Source organism: Mesobacillus selenatarsenatis SF-1 (assembly GCF_000813125.1).
Lineage (GTDB): Bacteria > Bacillota > Bacilli > Bacillales > Cytobacillaceae > Mesobacillus > Mesobacillus selenatarsenatis.
This window is the reverse complement of record NZ_BASE01000088.1, coordinates 25,852-41,696: the sequence shown is the minus strand read 5'-3', so window position 1 is coordinate 41,696 and position 15,845 is coordinate 25,852. Positions and strand designations below refer to the sequence as shown.

Annotated in this window: 16 protein-coding genes; all 16 read left to right on the top strand. The window is 41.8% G+C overall.

All coding sequences use genetic code 11. The annotated features are described in order from the left end of the window. Position 1 precedes the first annotated feature (1 nt). The 16 genes from fliR (at position 2) to tsf (ending at position 15,813) form a co-directional block, all read left to right on the top strand. Positions 2–778, top strand: a complete 777-nt coding sequence (gene fliR, locus TY49_RS17690) for a flagellar biosynthetic protein FliR (RefSeq protein WP_041967238.1) — start codon at positions 2–4, stop codon at positions 776–778. Further along, positions 779–1,864, top strand: coding sequence for a flagellar biosynthesis protein FlhB (gene flhB, locus TY49_RS17685; protein ID WP_041967237.1), 1,086 nt, complete (start codon positions 779–781; stop codon positions 1,862–1,864). Between the two features lie 34 nt (positions 1,865–1,898). Next, positions 1,899–3,935 carry a flagellar biosynthesis protein FlhA gene (gene flhA, locus TY49_RS17680; protein ID WP_041967236.1) on the top strand — a complete coding sequence of 679 codons (2,037 nt, stop codon included), beginning with the start codon at positions 1,899–1,901 and terminating at the stop codon, positions 3,933–3,935. Continuing rightward, entirely contained in the window at positions 3,932–5,107 is a 1,176-nt protein-coding gene (gene flhF, locus TY49_RS17675; protein WP_041967235.1) for a flagellar biosynthesis GTPase FlhF, read from the top strand. The genes flhA and flhF overlap by 4 nt, the downstream gene beginning before the upstream one ends. Then, positions 5,100–5,966 (top strand): MinD/ParA family protein, encoded by an 867-nt coding sequence (locus TY49_RS17670; RefSeq protein WP_041967234.1) that lies wholly within the window; start codon positions 5,100–5,102, stop codon positions 5,964–5,966. Before flhF ends, TY49_RS17670 begins: the two co-directional genes overlap by 8 nt. Before the next feature lie 7 nt (positions 5,967–5,973). Next, a complete protein-coding gene (locus tag TY49_RS17665; RefSeq protein ID WP_084135534.1) occupies positions 5,974–7,062 on the top strand; it encodes a protein-glutamate methylesterase/protein-glutamine glutaminase in 1,089 nt (362 codons plus the stop codon). Between the two features lie 19 nt (positions 7,063–7,081). After that, positions 7,082–9,139 carry a chemotaxis protein CheA gene (locus TY49_RS17660; RefSeq protein WP_041967233.1) on the top strand — a complete coding sequence of 686 codons (2,058 nt, stop codon included), beginning with the start codon at positions 7,082–7,084 and terminating at the stop codon, positions 9,137–9,139. A gap of 45 nt (positions 9,140–9,184) precedes the next feature. After that, the gene (locus TY49_RS17655; RefSeq protein WP_439646183.1) at positions 9,185–9,640 is read left to right on the top strand and encodes a chemotaxis protein CheW; all 456 of its coding nucleotides are present in this window, start codon (positions 9,185–9,187) and stop codon (positions 9,638–9,640) included. A 17-nt stretch (positions 9,641–9,657) separates the two neighbouring features. Then, the gene (locus tag TY49_RS17650; RefSeq protein ID WP_041967231.1) at positions 9,658–10,299 is read left to right on the top strand and encodes a chemotaxis protein CheC; all 642 of its coding nucleotides are present in this window, start codon (positions 9,658–9,660) and stop codon (positions 10,297–10,299) included. Then, on the top strand, positions 10,292–10,789 hold the full coding sequence (locus tag TY49_RS17645; protein WP_041967230.1) for a chemotaxis protein CheD: 498 nt from the start codon (positions 10,292–10,294) through the stop codon (positions 10,787–10,789). Before TY49_RS17650 ends, TY49_RS17645 begins: the two co-directional genes overlap by 8 nt. A 61-nt stretch (positions 10,790–10,850) precedes the next feature. Continuing rightward, complete coding sequence (locus tag TY49_RS17640; protein WP_041967229.1) at positions 10,851–11,612, top strand: FliA/WhiG family RNA polymerase sigma factor; 762 nt, start codon at positions 10,851–10,853, stop codon at positions 11,610–11,612. A 19-nt stretch (positions 11,613–11,631) separates the two neighbouring features. Further along, complete coding sequence (locus TY49_RS17635) at positions 11,632–13,014, top strand: flagellar assembly protein A (protein ID WP_041967228.1); 1,383 nt, start codon at positions 11,632–11,634, stop codon at positions 13,012–13,014. 1 nt (position 13,015) lies between these two features. Continuing rightward, positions 13,016–13,330: a hypothetical protein gene (locus TY49_RS17630; protein WP_232310479.1), complete on the top strand. Its 315-nt coding sequence runs from the start codon at positions 13,016–13,018 to the stop codon at positions 13,328–13,330. 9 nt (positions 13,331–13,339) lie between these two features. Beyond that, entirely contained in the window at positions 13,340–13,924 is a 585-nt protein-coding gene (locus TY49_RS17625; RefSeq protein ID WP_041967226.1) for a hypothetical protein, read from the top strand. Between the two features lie 144 nt (positions 13,925–14,068). Further along, positions 14,069–14,779 (top strand): 30S ribosomal protein S2, encoded by a 711-nt coding sequence (gene rpsB, locus TY49_RS17620; RefSeq protein ID WP_041967225.1) that lies wholly within the window; start codon positions 14,069–14,071, stop codon positions 14,777–14,779. 149 nt (positions 14,780–14,928) lie between these two features. Next, positions 14,929–15,813: a translation elongation factor Ts gene (gene tsf, locus TY49_RS17615; protein WP_041967224.1), complete on the top strand. Its 885-nt coding sequence runs from the start codon at positions 14,929–14,931 to the stop codon at positions 15,811–15,813. Positions 15,814–15,845: the final 32 nt, after the last annotated feature.

The window sequence follows — 15,845 nt, the reverse complement described above, 5'->3', positions numbered from 1 at the left end:
GATGCTAGATTTTATTCCATCGTTTCCGGCATTCCTGCTGATTTTTGTAAGGGTGACGTCCTTCTTCTTGATGATGCCTTTATTTTCATATCGGACGATACCTGGATCACATAAAGTAGGATTGGGATTCATGCTTTCTATCATCATGTTTACCGCAATAGGAGCTCCAGAAATTGCAGTAGATAGCACATATTTCATGCTGGTCATCAAGGAAGCAATGGTTGGGTTATTCATAGGCTTCATTGCGGCGTTAATGATGGCTGCCATCCAGATTGCCGGGGGATTCATCGATTTTCAGATGGGGTTTGCGATTGCGAATGTCATCGATCCACAAACAGGGGCACAAAGCCCACTGATGGGACAGTATTTATATACGATTGCTCTGTTGTTTCTGCTGACAGTCAATGGCCATCATTTGTTGATGGACGGAATATTTTACAGTTATGATTTTATCCCGATTGATCAGGTGATGATTCCTTTTGGGAATGAAAATATTGCAGAATTCATCATCCTGGCTTTTAACAAAATGTTCATTATTGCCTTCCAAATGTCCTTGCCGGTTGTCGGCAGCTTGTTCCTGGTTGATGTTGCGCTGGGGATTGTAGCGAGGACCGTCCCGCAATTGAATATATTCGTTGTCGGACTGCCGGTTAAAATTGCTGTCAGCTTTCTCGTACTTATTGCGGTAATGGGCGTGCTGATAATGGTTATAACGGATCTATTTTCCACCACTCTTGCGACAATGAGAGGATTGATGGAATTGATCGGAGGAGCTTAAATGGAATTTTTAAGGTTAGACCTGCAACTCTTTGCGGGCGAGAAGACAGAAAAAGCGACTCCTAAAAAGCGACAGGACGCAAGGAAAAAAGGACAGGTTGCCAAAAGCCAGGATGTCAATACAGCTATTGTCCTCCTTGCTGTGTTTTTGTTTTTGATGTTTTTTGGCAGTGTGATGATGGAGAGACTTATCGGAATTCTCCGCCATTCCTTGCAAAACTATATGCTGATGGATTTGACAGCGAACAACATTGAATCGATTGTATTTGAAATTTTGGGTGAACTGGTCGTTTTTCTTGGCCCGGTCATGATCGTTGCGTTGATTGCAGGGGTGGCTGCCAACTACATCCAAGTCGGCTATATGTTTTCTACTGAAGCAATACAAATGAAACTTGAAAAAATTAATCCGATCAGCGGCTTCAAGAGAATTTTTTCCATGAGGGCTATCGTTGAATTGCTAAAATCAATCCTCAAAATCACTTTTGTAGGAGTGATTGCTTTCTCAGTTCTGTGGCTGAGATTGGACGAAGTCCTGCTGCTCGCTAATAAGAGTGTTGGTGCTGCATTGGCGACCATTGCCGGGCTGACGCTCCAAATGGGCCTTTTTGCTTCCGGAGCATTGCTATTTTTATCATTATTGGACTATCTTTATCAAAAATACGATTATGAGAAAAGTATCCGTATGTCAAAGCAAGACTTGAAGGATGAGTATAAAAATATCGAAGGTGACCCTCTGATCAAGTCGAAAATCAAGCAGAAGCAAAGAGAGATGGCAATGCGGCGGATGATGCAAGAAGTCCCAAAAGCGGATGTGGTCATAACAAACCCGACCCATTTTGCGATTGCGTTAAAGTATGACGAACAGAAGTCCGATGCCCCGATTGTTGTAGCGAAGGGTGTCGATTTTGTCGCACAGAAGATTAAATTGATTGCCAAGGAAAATGATATTATTTCTGTCGAGAACCGTCCTCTGGCAAGGGCTTTATACAGCCAGGCGGAAATCGGGGATGCCATTCCTGAAGAATTTTTCAAAGCGGTGGCAGAAATCCTGGCCTATGTGTATCAAACAAAAAATAAAGTGCTGTAATTCTTAGGTATGCAGTGTTTAGGAGAGAAGTACTATGTCAGCAAGAGATCTGTCCGTCCTGCTTAGTGTCATATTAATCGTAGCCATGTTGATCATTCCTTTTCCGCCATGGCTATTAAGTGTACTAATCATGGTAAACATCTCAATTGCACTCCTGGTGCTATTGAACACAATGAATATGACCGAGCCGCTCCAGTTTTCTGTTTTTCCTTCACTGCTGCTGTTGTTAACTTTATTCAGGCTTGGCCTGAATGTATCGACAACACGTTCAATTCTGTCAAAAGGTGAAGCCGGCGGGGTGGTTGAGACCTTCGGTACCTTCGTTGTCGGAGGGAATGTGGTTGTCGGTATGGTTGTGTTCCTGATCTTGATCATTATCCAATTCATCGTCATCACGAAAGGTTCAGAGCGTGTGTCAGAGGTTGCAGCAAGGTTTACGCTTGATGCGATGCCTGGTAAGCAAATGAGTATCGATGCTGATTTGAATGCCGGGATGATTTCTGAACATCAGGCGCGTGAACGACGCGAAAAAGTAAGCCGTGAAGCCGATTTTTACGGCGCGATGGACGGTGCGAGTAAATTCGTAAAAGGAGATGCGATAGCAGGAATCATCATCGTTCTGATCAACTTGATCTTCGGGATTGTCATCGGCATGACTCAATTGGGGTTAAGCATTGGAGAATCAGCTGAAAAATTCTCACTATTGACAGTAGGGGATGGAATTGTCAGTCAAATTCCGGCACTGCTGATTTCGACAGCGACGGGTATAGTGGTTACTCGTGCAGCGTCTGACGGGAATCTTGGAATTAATATTACCTCACAGTTACTTGCATATCCTAAAATGCTGTATGTCGGAGCAGCAACGATTTTCCTTTTAGGGTTGTTTACGCCGATCCACGATATGCTTACGATTCCAATCGCGGCATTGATGGCTTTTGGCGGCTATTCCTTCTCCCGTGTTCCAGAGCCTGATAAGCAGCAGCTGCAGGAAATGGAAGAAGACATTCAGATGGACGAGATGAAGAGTCCTGAAAGTGTTGTCAATCTATTAAATGTTGATCCGATTGAGTTTGAATTCGGCTATGGGTTGATACCACTTGCAGACGCTAACCAGGGAGGAGACCTTCTTGACCGGATTGTCATGATCAGAAGGCAGCTGGCCATTGAGCTGGGACTGGTCATTCCGGTGGTCAGGATCCGGGACAATATCCAGCTCCAGCCTAATGAATACAGACTGAAAATCAAAGGAAACGAAATGGCGAGGGGAGAGTTGCTTCTCGATCATTATCTGGCAATGAGTCCTGGCATAGATGATGATTCTATTGAAGGGATCGATACAATCGAACCAAGTTTTGGATTGCCTGCTAAATGGATCACCGAAGAAATGAAGGAACAGGCTGAAATCTTCGGCTACACCGTTGTCGATCCTCCTTCAGTGGTGTCGACACATATTACAGAAGTGATCAAGGCTAATGCACATGAATTGCTGGGAAGACAGGAAACGAAGCAGCTGATCGACCATCTTCGTGAAAGCTATCCAATCCTTGTCGAGGAAGCAACACCTAATCCATTATCAGTTGGTGAAATTCAAAAAGTACTTGGCAAGCTGCTTAAGGAGAATGTATCAATCAGGAATTTGCCGATAATCTTCGAAACACTTGCAGATTACGGAAAAGTAACAACAGATACAGACATCCTTGCTGAATACGTTCGTCAGGCACTTGCAAGGCAAATTACGAACCAGTATTCGCGAAATGGAGAAACCTTAAAGGTGATTACACTATCAGGACGAGTAGAAAAGGTAATTGCAGATGGTGTCCAGCAAACAGAGCACGGTAACTACTTATCTCTTGACCCCGCCGTTTCTCAAGGCATCTTGGAATCTGTGGCAAACCAGGTGGAGCAATTGAGCATAATGGAACAAACACCAATCATATTATGCTCCCCTGCAGTCAGGATGTATGTGCGCCAGTTGACTGAAAGGTATTTTGCACAGATTCCTGTATTGTCTTATAACGAACTTGAAGCAAATGTTGAAGTCCAAAGTGTCGGAGTGGTGAATGTAGAATGAAAGTGAAAAAATATACAGCTTCATCCATGCCGGAAGCAATGAAACTAGTCAGAGGGGAATTGGGAAGTGATGCAGTAATCTTGAATTCTCGTGTCGTCCAGACAGGAGGGTTCATGGGATTTTTCAAGAAAAATAGCATTGAGGTAATTGCCGCCATTGACCCAGACACTGAAGCAAGTCAAAAGCCTGCCAGTATGGATAAGCCATATAAATATAAGCCGTCCGTAAAAGATGACGAATCTAAAAAGGACTCACAAACTGTAAGGATGAATCCTAAAACGGAAACACCTCCAAAAGCCGACAAGGATCTTTTAAAAGAAATTTCACAGCTTAAGGAAATGTTAAAGGGAACGGGTAAATCCGAAGGTGTCTCTTTGCCAGAACCAGTGAGCAGGCAAATTCAATACTTGAGAGATCAGGAAGTAGACCATGAAATCATTGATGAATTGGCTGCAGTCCTTCTTGAAAAGTGGTACCTCGGCGGAGCGAAAGCAAGTGAGGAGGAAATCACTGAATGGATTGGCACAGCTATTGGACACAGGCTTTCTCCACTTTCATTTGAAGGTGTTTCTTTTAAAAAGAAGTTCGTCAATGTCATTGGACCGACTGGAGTAGGGAAAACGACAACGCTGGCAAAGGTTGCTGCTGAATGTGTATTGAAGCACCAGAAGAAGGTGGCTTTTATTACGACAGACACCTATCGAATTGCGGCAATTGAGCAGTTGAAAACATATGCAAAAATCCTCGATGTCCCAATCGAAGTTTGCTACAACCTGGATGATTTCAAGGCTGCGACAGATAAATTCGCTGAGTATGACCTTGTCTTTATTGATACAGCTGGACGGAATTTCAGAAATCAAAAATATGTAAACGATTTGAAAAATGTGATTGATTTTGGTAAGGACATAGAAACCTACCTTGTCCTCGCTTTGACGGCGAAACAAAAAGATATGGAAGAAATACGTAAGCAATTTTCGCTGATTCATATTGATCAATTCATTTTTACTAAATTGGATGAAACGGCGGTTTACGGGTCGATGCTTAATATGGCAATAAAGTTCTCGACTGGAATTGCCTATCTGACCAATGGACAAGATGTTCCAGATGACCTGATCGAGGCAAATCCTGAAATGATTGCAAATACTATTCTTGGAGCAAGCACCTATGAATGACCAGGCAGAAAAATTAAGAAACCGTCTTAAGATGGACACTCCAGCCAAGGAAGCGAAAACACTTGCAGTGGTCAGCGGTAAGGGTGGAGTCGGCAAATCGAATTTTTCACTTAACTTCTCAATTTCTCTGGCCAAAAAGGGCTTTAAGGTATTGCTGTTTGACCTTGATATCGGAATGGGGAATATCGAGATTTTAATGGGTAAAAATTCTTCGCTCTCCATTGCCGATTTTCTTTCAGGCAAATCATCGATGGAGGAAGTTATTTTTCAAGGGCCACATGGCGTTGAATATATTTCAGGAGGTACAGGTTTAAGCCAGTTGGTCAGGATGGACCGTGATAGCGTCGAATATTTTACTTCCAGCCTAAGTGAAGTACTAAGAAAGTATGATTATCTTATTTTTGATATGGGAGCCGGATTGAACGAAGAAACATTATCAATCCTGCTGTCTGTCAACGAAATATTCGTAATTACTACTACTGAACCAACTTCATTGATGGATGCATACGCCACTATGAAATACATCCATCTTGCAGATTCAGAATTGCCTTTCTATTTAGTGGTCAACAGGGCGGGTTCTGCCAAAGAGGGCAATGACACGATGGCAAGGCTCGAGGATGTTCTTGTTAAATTTTTGGGCAGGACGCCTACCAAGCTTGGGATACTGCCAGATGATAAAACAGTTCAGGAAGCCGTGAAACGCCAAATACCTTTTACAATGTTCAATGAAAGGTCACAAGCTTCTAAAGGAATGGCAGCGATTATCGAAAAATATATCAATAAAGAGAGCTACAATGCCGAAAAGAGAGATAACAGGAGTTTTACAGCTAGATTGAAGCAATTCCTTTTCGAAAGGTAGTGGTCGAGTGGCAAAAATTAGAGTTCTCATCGTAGATGATTCGGCTTTCATGCGTAAGCTGATCAACGACTTTCTATCAGAACATCCAGAAATTGATGTTATTGGCACGGCTCGTAACGGAGAGGATGCCATTAAAAAATGGCGGGAATTACATCCTGACGTTATTACACTTGATGTCGAAATGCCTAAATTAAACGGGTTAGAAGTTTTGAAGACGATTATGAAAGAACAGCCGCTTCCGGTTGTTATGCTTTCAAGCACTACGAAAGAAGGCGCAGACACCACTCTGCAGGCGATTCAAGCCGGAGCTGTGGATTTTGTGGCAAAGCCATCAGGCTCCATTTCTATTGATTTACATAAAATCAAAACGGAGTTAATCCAGAAAGTCTTATCAGCCAGTAAAGCAAACTTAACCAAAATAAACTTTCTTGAAGACTCCAAATCTGTTGGAAAGAAACAGAACAGTTCAATAGATTCAGAGATCAAGGTAGCTGGGCATGTAACAACCAGGGGATTTACCCGTGAATCCAAAAAGATTGTCTGCATAGGAACATCTACCGGGGGCCCACGGGCATTGCAGCAGGTTATAACTTCATTGCCAAAAGATATTGATGTACCTGTACTTGTCGTCCAGCATATGCCGCCTGGTTTTACAAAGTCCCTTGCCAATCGACTGGATTCCCTAAGCCAGATTAAAGTAAAGGAAGCGGAAGATGGGGAGCTTTTACAAAAAGGGACGGCTTATATAGCTCCAGGTGGATTTCATATGGAGGTTAAGAATTTAGGATCAACGCTGGCAGTCAGCCTTAGCCTATCGCCGCCACGAAATGGTCATCGACCTTCCGTTGATGTGATGTTCGAGTCCATCAGTAGCATCAAGAACTACTCTAAAATTGCTGTCATTATGACAGGAATGGGGTCAGATGGCTCCAGAGGACTGATTGAGATGAAAAAAAGCGGCACAGTTAAAGCGATTGCCGAATCGCAGGATACATCGATTGTTTTCGGGATGCCGAAAGCAGCGATTGCAACGAACATGGTTGATGAGGTAGCGAATGTAGAAAACATCGCTCAAACAATCATGAATTATATTTGAGGCCGGAGGTGCTTTGCACATGGAATTGAATCAATATCTTGAAGTCTTTATTGAAGAAAGTAAAGAACATTTACAGGCCTGCAATGAACAGTTGTTGGAATTAGAGAAGAACCCACAGGATTTAACGATCATAAATGAAATCTTCAGGTCAGCCCATACTCTTAAAGGAATGTCAGCGACAATGGGTTATGAGGATCTGGCAAGCCTTACTCATCAAATGGAAAATGTACTTGATGCGATACGGAATAACAGGCTAACAACCACTCCTGAGATCCTTGATGTTATTTTCATGGCTGTTGATCATCTTGAGGATATGGTTCAGTCGATCGCGTCCGGGGGCGATGGCAAAAAGGACGTTACTGAAACAGTCGAAAAGTTGAAATTGATTGAAAAAGGGGAACCGCTCTCAGGTTCTGCTAAGAATGAGGTAGCTGCTTCAGCAGTTTTAGAAGTCAATCAAGAATCCCACTATGATGAATTTGAATTGACCGTATTAAAGCAGTCCAAAGAACAAGGATTCGGTGTTTATGAAATTGCCATCGCTCTGCGCGAAGATTGCTTACTGAAAGCTGCTCGGGTCTATATGGTTTTTGAGGTACTGGAAAAGATCGGAGAAGTAATCAAAACAAACCCATCAGTAGAGCAGCTGGAGGAAGAACAATTTGACCATGAATTTACTGTAACAATTGTCTCAAAAGATGATCCAGAGGATATTAAAGGCATGATCATGAAGGTGTCTGAAGTAGTCAAAACTGACTTAAGATCCTTAGAATTTGATAACAAAATTAATGAAGAAACTATTGAAGCTTTGGATACTTCAAAAGCTCCAGGTGAATCCAATTCTCCTACCCTTGATCAATCACAATCCATTGCATCTGAAGTTTCTCCGGTTATAGATAAAAAAGGCAGTGTCAAACAGCAAACTAATAGCAGTAAGACGATAAGGGTAAACATTGAACGTCTTGATATTTTAATGAATTTATTCGAAGAGCTTGTAATCGACCGGGGCAGACTAGAGCAAATTTCCAAAGACCTTGAAAATGGTGAGCTTACTGAAACGGTCGAAAGGATGTCCCGGATCTCGGGTGACCTGCAAAATATCATTTTGAATATGCGGATGGTCCAGGTAGAAACGGTATTCAACCGGTTCCCGAGAATGATTCGTCAATTAGCTAGAGACTTAAATAAAAAGATCAACCTTGAAATCGTAGGTGCTGAAACAGAATTGGATCGCACCGTAATTGATGAAATTGGAGATCCGCTTGTACATTTATTGAGAAACTCAGTTGACCATGGTATTGAATCACCTGAAGTGCGGAAATCCAAGGGCAAGAACGAAGAGGGTACTGTCGTACTTCGTGCGTTCCACAGCGGAAATCATGTGTTCATTGAAATTGAAGATGATGGTGCTGGAATCAGCAGGGATAAGGTATTAAAGAAGGCTATCAGCAAGGGAATCATTACCGAACAATCCGCTGCTGGCTTTACTGATAAACAGGCGTATGAATTAATTCTTTCATCTGGCTTTTCTACCGCTGAAACAATATCCGATATTTCCGGACGCGGGGTAGGATTGGATGTTGTAAAGAATACGATCGAGTCATTGGGAGGATCAATCTCTATCGATTCAAAGGAAAATGAGGGAACAATTTTCTCTATTCAACTTCCGCTGACTTTATCGATCATTTCTGTGATGTTAGTTGAAATCCAGAAAGAAAAATTCGCTATTCCTTTGTCATCGATCATTGAGACAGCCATAATCAAAGACACTGACATCATGAATGCGCATAATCAAAAGGTGATTGATTTTAGAGGCAAGGTCGTGCCGCTGCTGTTCTTAAAGGATATCTTCGAGGTACCGTCAGAGCAAGTTGATGATCAATACCACTCTGTCATTATCGTTCGAAAAGGAGATAAAATGGCTGGTTTGATTGTAGATTCATTCATCGGCCAACAAGAAGTAGTCCTTAAATCACTAGGAAATTATTTAACGAATGTATTTGCGATTTCCGGAGCTACGATCCTTGGAGATGGGCAAGTAGCTTTGATAGTGGATTGCAACGCCTTAATAAAATAGATTCCTGCTTAACTCAATGACGATGATATTTTAGGAGTGATGAAAATGGCTGAAAATCTGGTTTCAGACTTGAAAGTAATCGTGTTCCAGCTGAATGATAAAGAGTATGGTGTTCCAGTAAGCCAGGTGAAATCTATTGAAAAAATCATGCATATCACAAGGGTCCCTCATACAAATCCTTTTGTAAAAGGGGTAATGAATCTTCGGGGAGTAGTGACTCCGCTTTTGGATTTGCGTGTCAGGTTCGGCATGGGGGAACAAGCATACAACGAAGCTACTCGTGTAATCATTGTTACTGTAGAAGATAAAGAAGTAGGCCTGATTGTAGACGGCGCAAATGATGTCATTGATATCCCAACAAGCTTGATTGAACCACCGCCTGAAGTCGTGGGTATAACAGCTGAAGGTTTTATTGATGGAGTAGCCAATCTGGATAAGAGGTTGTTGATTTTAATAGACTTGAACAAAATCCTTGAGTCCGATGAAGTTAAAGCTTTGTAAGTGAAGGGAATATAACTATGACTTTTCTAAAAAGCATTTCGGACATTCACCTTGATATATTAAAAGAGGTAGGAAATATTGGGGCAGGACATGCTGCAACGGCTTTATCAACTTTATTGAATAAAAAAATTGATATGAAAGTTCCCAGTGTCAGGGTCGTATCCTTTGACGAAGTGATGGATCTCGCCGGTGGACCCGACAATGTGGTAGCAAGTGTTTTTCTTCGGATAGAGGGCGATGCTCCAGGGAGCATGTTCTTTATCCTTCCGCTTCCACAGGCGGAGAAATATATCGGCCAACTTACAAAAAACCAATCATTCTCGTTTTCCGAAGAACATGATAATGAACTGGCATTGTCCGCTCTCCAGGAATTAGGCAATATTTTATCAGGGTCATATTTATCTTCTCTTTCGGATTTTACGAAACTAAGCTTGTACCCTTCAGTACCGGCTTTAAGTATAGATATGGTAGGAGCAGTCATCAGTTTCGGACTGCTAGAACTGTCTCAGGTGAGTGATTATGCAATCGTGATCGATACGGCTTTGGATGAAGAAGAAGCACAGCTGCCTGACAGTGTGAATGGCCATTTCTTTCTATTGCCAGATCCGGATTCGTTCCATATCATTTTTTCTGCACTAGGAGTAAGGATTGATGCATAAAACAGCAGAAATCATCAAAGTTGGCATTGCTGATATGAATATCGTTAAGGTTCCGGATTTAATAAGGACTACGGGTCTTGGTTCCTGTGTTGGCGTGGTTTTGTATGATCAGGCAAGGGAAATCGCTGGTATGGCACATATTATGCTGCCAGATTCATCATTATCTCGAGCGGAGCCGCTGAATAAAGCTAAATTCGCTAATACTGCCATTAAGGAACTGTTAAATGCCTTAATAAAAATAGGAGCAAGACCTTCAGGAATAAAAGCGAAGATAGCAGGCGGCGCGCAAATGTTCCAATTTTCCGGAAGCAGCGACATGATGAGAATTGGACCTAGGAATGTGGAAGCAGTTTTACAAGAATTGAAGGAACTCAGGATTCCGATTATAGCCCGGGATGTAGGCGGGAATAGCGGAAGGACAATTGAGTTCGACCCAAAAAACGGTTTGATGCAAATCAGAACTGTTAATAAAGGGAATAGTGAAATTTAATGGAAGTAGATTATCTAATAGCTTCAAAGAATAATGCGTAATGCGCGTGAGGAGGATTACAATGGTACGAGGATCGACATCGGAAGAACAGGTAACATGGGATAAATGGGTACAGTTCCGTGATCCGGATGCAGGTAATTTGCTGATAAAAAAATATATGCCACTTGTTTCCTACCATGTGCAAAGAATTTCAGTGAGTCTTCCGAAAAGTGTGTCTAGAGATGATCTAAAAAGTCTGGGAATGATTGGTTTATATGATGCTCTAGAAAAATTCGATCCAAACAGGGATCTGAAATTTGATACATATTCTTCATTTCGAATTCGCGGAGCGATTTTAGATGGATTAAGAAAGGAAGACTGGCTGCCAAGAAGTACCCGGGAAAAAGCCAAAAAGATTGATGCAGCGATTGAGAGACTTGAACAGCGATTTATGAGAAATGCGACGATCGAAGAAATTGCCAGCGAACTGAACATGGATGAAACAGAAATTTACTCAACGATAAATGAACATTTTTTTGCGAATGTACTATCCATAGATGAGCATCCAAGTGAAAATGATGACCGCGATAACCAATCATTTGTGATCAAGGATGAAAAAGCTGAAATTCCTGAAGATAAACTTATTAAGTCCGAATTGCTGGAAGAGATAGCTGGAAAAGTTTCAAAATTAAATGATAAAGAACAACTCGTATTAAGTTTGTTTTATAAAGAAGAATTAACACTAACAGAGATTGGTCAAGTCATGAATTTATCTACATCGAGGATCTCACAAATTCATTCAAAAGCGATATTTAAACTGAGAAAATGGTTAGAGACAGCTTAACAGAAGGCGGGAGATCAACTTGGCGACGGAATATAAGGTGATGTTATCACAAGACAGGCTTACAGCTGAATTGATTCTAGATATCGGAAGTGAAGAAAAAGCTTATTCTGTAGACCAATTAATGAATATTTTAAAAGAAGAAAAGATCGTGTTCGGTGTTCAGAAGGATGCTGTAACAAAAATCTCAGAAGATCCTAATTCTATCAAGTATCCAATCACTATTGCTGTAGGAGAATCCAAAGTGGATGGTGCAGATTCATACCTGCGCAACGAACTCCAACAAAATAGTCTTGAGGACCATAAAGTCTTTAATTTTCGTTCTATCATCCATATTCCCTCAGTTAGAAAGGGTCAGTTGTTGGCATCTGTAGTCCCGCCAATGAATGGACGACATGGGACAGATGTCACCGGGAAGACCATTCACGCCAAGCCTGGGCGTCCCCTCAGGATCAAGCCGGGGAATAATGTGGTTTTGGAATCCGAACAGTTCTTTGCAGCATGTGATGGGCAGGTCAGCATTACTCAAAAATCAATCTCAGTCAACCCTGTATTCGAAGTCAAAGGTGATCTTGATTTAAGGACAGGCAATATTGACTTTGTGGGAAATATCGCCATTAGAGGGAATGTGCCAAGCGGGTATGAATTGAAAGCCGGGGGAGACATCGTAGTTGATGGACTTGTTGAGGCAGCCAATCTCCATGCAGAAGGCAATATCATCATCAAGGGTGGTGTAGCCGGAGCGATGAAGGGTAAGGTTGCAGCGGGGGGAAATGTCCTGGCGAATTACCTGAACCAGGCCAATGTAAAAGCAGGACAGGATATTATCGTGAAGTCCTCCATACTGCACAGTAAACTTACTGCTGCCGGTAATGTAGAATGCCGTACTGGAACAATCATCGGGGGGACAATATCTGCTGGCCGAAATATTTCCGTCAAGGAATTAGGCAATGAACTTTTTACCAAAACCGAATTAGCCGTTGGCTGGGATCCATTGCTGGAAAAAGCTGAGCTCGAAACTCTCCAATCCATTGAAACAGCAAAAGCCAATATTAGAAAACTTACTGAAATAGAAGTGAAGCTTGCTGAAATTGGCAACCGGTCAGGTGCACTTACTGCTGAACAAAAACAGATGATTGCGAAACAGCGAAATACAAGGCTGAATGTTGAAGCTGGTTTAGCTGAATTGCTGTCCGAACTCGAGTTTTTACAAATTGAGAAACAAGATAGATTATTCTCGTCCTTAAATGTATACGATAGAGTATTCCCAAATACAAAGGTGTTTTTCGGAAAGTATGCGATCCTGACAAATCAGTTTTACAAGAAAGTTAGCTTTCATCTGGAAAATAGCGAGATTTCAATTCATCCGATTGTTGATACAGAAAGTCCACTAGTTAGGAAGTGACATGATGAGCCTCAAAGCAATCGAAATGCAGATTGCGCTTCCGAGGACACATGATGCCGGCAAGATACAGGAACAACTTCAGCAGCGGGGACAGCATCTTCAGGAGCATGCCGCACAAAGTGTGACAAAGGAAGATGATTTAAAGCGCAAGACGGTGGTTAAAAATAACCAAAAGCAAGAAGCTCGCCTAAATCAGGAGGGCGGCCAATCAGGCCACCAGGAGCAAACTGGCAGGGATGATAAAAGGAACAAGAATGACCAACCTGCACAGCACCACCACCCTTATAAAGGGAAGGTGATTGATTACAGCGGATAGAGGGATGTTATGACCACTTTTCTACTACTTTTAAGCCTCATATTAAACGGTGCAGCAATCTTCGCAATTATCCTATTATATTTACGTCAAAATCGGCTTGTAGAAGCAGAGAAAAAGCAGGAAAGAATCATCAATGAGATTGAAGAGGTATTTTCAGCTTACCTCTTTGAATTAAAAGAGGAAAATGATAAATTCCTCGAATTAATGACAACAACAAAAGTTCAAAATCAACCTGGTGATAAAGAAACGGCTGCCCCAGAGGCATCAGATAAGGAGCCGGAAAAAGGCTCCGACCATATAGCACAGGAAAAACAGCCGAGTCAACTTGGCAAAGGCATCGCCTACCATGCCGCTAGGAAGGCGTACCAGCAAAACCGTGAACAAGTATCGCCCGACTTGGATTTGCCTGAGGAAGATATAATGGCAGTGGAATCACAGGAAAATAACGTTGAAATAAAACAATTAAGTTTTATTGACCAGGTTCTATACATGAAAAAACAGGGTTTGACGATTGAAGAAATTGCCAGAGATCTGGATAAAGGGAAAACAGAAATAGAACTTTTGCTTAAATTTCGGCAAAAAACGCAAGAATAACTTGAATGTCACTTTTATTTATGCTATATTATCTCATGGTGTTAATACACACGTTCATTGATTCGGCCAGATGGTGCTGTTATGTCAGTTCCTGGCTGAAGATGATTTGGACGGAGGAAATCAAAACCATTAGGAGGAAACACAATGTCAGTAATTTCTATGAAGCAACTGCTTGAAGCTGGTGTACACTTCGGTCACCAGACTCGCCGTTGGAACCCTAAGATGAAGAAATATATCTTCACTGAGCGTAACGGCATCTACATCATCGACCTTCAAAAGACTGTTAAGAAGGTTGAAGAAGCATACAACTACGTGAAAGAGCTAGCTGGTAACGGCGGTACTGTTCTTTTCGTAGGTACTAAAAAACAAGCTCAAGATTCTGTTAAAGAAGAAGCAGCTCGTTCTGGTATGTACTATGTTAACCAACGCTGGTTGGGTGGTACTCTAACTAACTTCGAAACAATCCAAAAGCGTATCTCTCGTCTTAAGAACATCGAAAGAATGTCTGAAGACGGAACTTTTGAAGTACTTCCTAAGAAAGAAGTAGTTCAATTGAAGAAAGAGCAAGAGCGTTTAGAAAAGTTCTTGGGCGGAATCAAGGACATGAAGGGCCTTCCAGATGCTCTTTTCATCATTGACCCACGCAAAGAGCGCATCGCTGTTGCTGAAGCACGCAAATTGAACATTCCTATCGTAGGAATTGTTGATACAAACTGTGATCCAGACGAAATCGACGTAGTTATCCCTGCGAACGATGACGCGATCCGTGCTGTTAAATTGCTAACTTCTAAAATGGCTGATGCTATTATCGAAGCTAAGCAAGGCGAAGAAACTACAGAAGCTGTAGAAGCTTAATTTAAAATAAGGTGATATAGGGAAGCACCCTTTATCACCTTTTTTTAAGACTTATATTCCAGATAAATTCCATTGGGGTTTATATTGGCGAAATCAAGTTAAAATAAAGTATAGTTACATATAACCGAGATTTTAGGAGGAATTTCATTATGGCAATTACTGCACAAATGGTAAAAGAATTGCGCGAAAAAACAGGCGCAGGTATGATGGACTGCAAAAAAGCTCTTCAGGAAACTAATGGTGATATGGAACAAGCGATTGATTTCCTTCGTGAAAAAGGTATCGCTAAAGCTGCCAAGAAAGCTGATCGCATCGCTGCAGAAGGTACAACTTACATCCTTACAGAAGGCAATGAAGCTGTAATCCTTGAAGTGAACTCTGAAACAGATTTCGTAGCAAAGAACGAAGGCTTCCAGGTTCTTGTTAAGGAAATCGCTGAGCACCTTCTTAAGAACAAGCCTGCATCTGCTGAAGAAGCTAATGCACAAACTATGGAAAATGGCGATACAGTTGAAACTCGCATCAACAATGCAATCGCTAAAATCGGCGAGAAGCTTTCACTTCGCCGCTTTGAAATCAAGACTAAGACTGATAACGATGCATTCGGTGCTTACCTTCACATGGGCGGACGCATTGGCGTACTTTCTGTCCTTGAAGGTACAACTGATGAGGCAGCTGCTAAAGATGTTTCCATGCACATCGCTGCATTGAACCCTAAATATGTATCACGTGACGAAGTTTCTCAAGAAGAAGTTGAGCATGAGCGTCAAATCCTTACTCAACAAGCTCTTAACGAAGGCAAGCCAGAAAATATCGTTGCTAAAATGGTTGAAGGCCGCCTAAGCAAATATTTTGAAGATGTTTGTGTTCTTGACCAGGCATTCGTAAAGAACCCTGACCAAAAAGTTCGCCAGTTTGTTGAATCAAAAGGCGGTACACTTCGCGGGTTTACTCGTTACGAAGTAGGCGAAGGCATCGAAAAGCGTGAAGATAACTTTGCTGAAGAAGTAATGAACCAAGTAAACAAGAAATAATTTTAACTAGCCTATGTAATTGCAGGGAACAC

Excerpts from the sequence above, each read along its gene's own strand:
- fliR (WP_041967238.1), top strand. The coding sequence starts at position 2 with ATGCTAGATTTTATTCCATCGTTTCCGGCATTCCTGCTGATTTTTGTA.
- flhB (WP_041967237.1), top strand. The coding sequence starts at position 779 with ATGGAATTTTTAAGGTTAGACCTGCAACTCTTTGCGGGCGAGAAGACA.
- flhA (WP_041967236.1), top strand. The coding sequence starts at position 1,899 with ATGTCAGCAAGAGATCTGTCCGTCCTGCTTAGTGTCATATTAATCGTA.
- flhF (WP_041967235.1), top strand. The coding sequence starts at position 3,932 with ATGAAAGTGAAAAAATATACAGCTTCATCCATGCCGGAAGCAATGAAA.
- TY49_RS17670 (WP_041967234.1), top strand. The coding sequence starts at position 5,100 with ATGAATGACCAGGCAGAAAAATTAAGAAACCGTCTTAAGATGGACACT.
- TY49_RS17660 (WP_041967233.1), top strand. The coding sequence starts at position 7,082 with ATGGAATTGAATCAATATCTTGAAGTCTTTATTGAAGAAAGTAAAGAA.
- TY49_RS17655 (WP_439646183.1), top strand. The coding sequence starts at position 9,185 with ATGGCTGAAAATCTGGTTTCAGACTTGAAAGTAATCGTGTTCCAGCTG.
- TY49_RS17650 (WP_041967231.1), top strand. The coding sequence starts at position 9,658 with ATGACTTTTCTAAAAAGCATTTCGGACATTCACCTTGATATATTAAAA.
- TY49_RS17645 (WP_041967230.1), top strand. The coding sequence starts at position 10,292 with ATGCATAAAACAGCAGAAATCATCAAAGTTGGCATTGCTGATATGAAT.
- TY49_RS17640 (WP_041967229.1), top strand. The coding sequence starts at position 10,851 with ATGGTACGAGGATCGACATCGGAAGAACAGGTAACATGGGATAAATGG.
- TY49_RS17630 (WP_232310479.1), top strand. The coding sequence starts at position 13,016 with ATGATGAGCCTCAAAGCAATCGAAATGCAGATTGCGCTTCCGAGGACA.
- TY49_RS17625 (WP_041967226.1), top strand. The coding sequence starts at position 13,340 with ATGACCACTTTTCTACTACTTTTAAGCCTCATATTAAACGGTGCAGCA.
- rpsB (WP_041967225.1), top strand. The coding sequence starts at position 14,069 with ATGTCAGTAATTTCTATGAAGCAACTGCTTGAAGCTGGTGTACACTTC.
- tsf (WP_041967224.1), top strand. The coding sequence starts at position 14,929 with ATGGCAATTACTGCACAAATGGTAAAAGAATTGCGCGAAAAAACAGGC.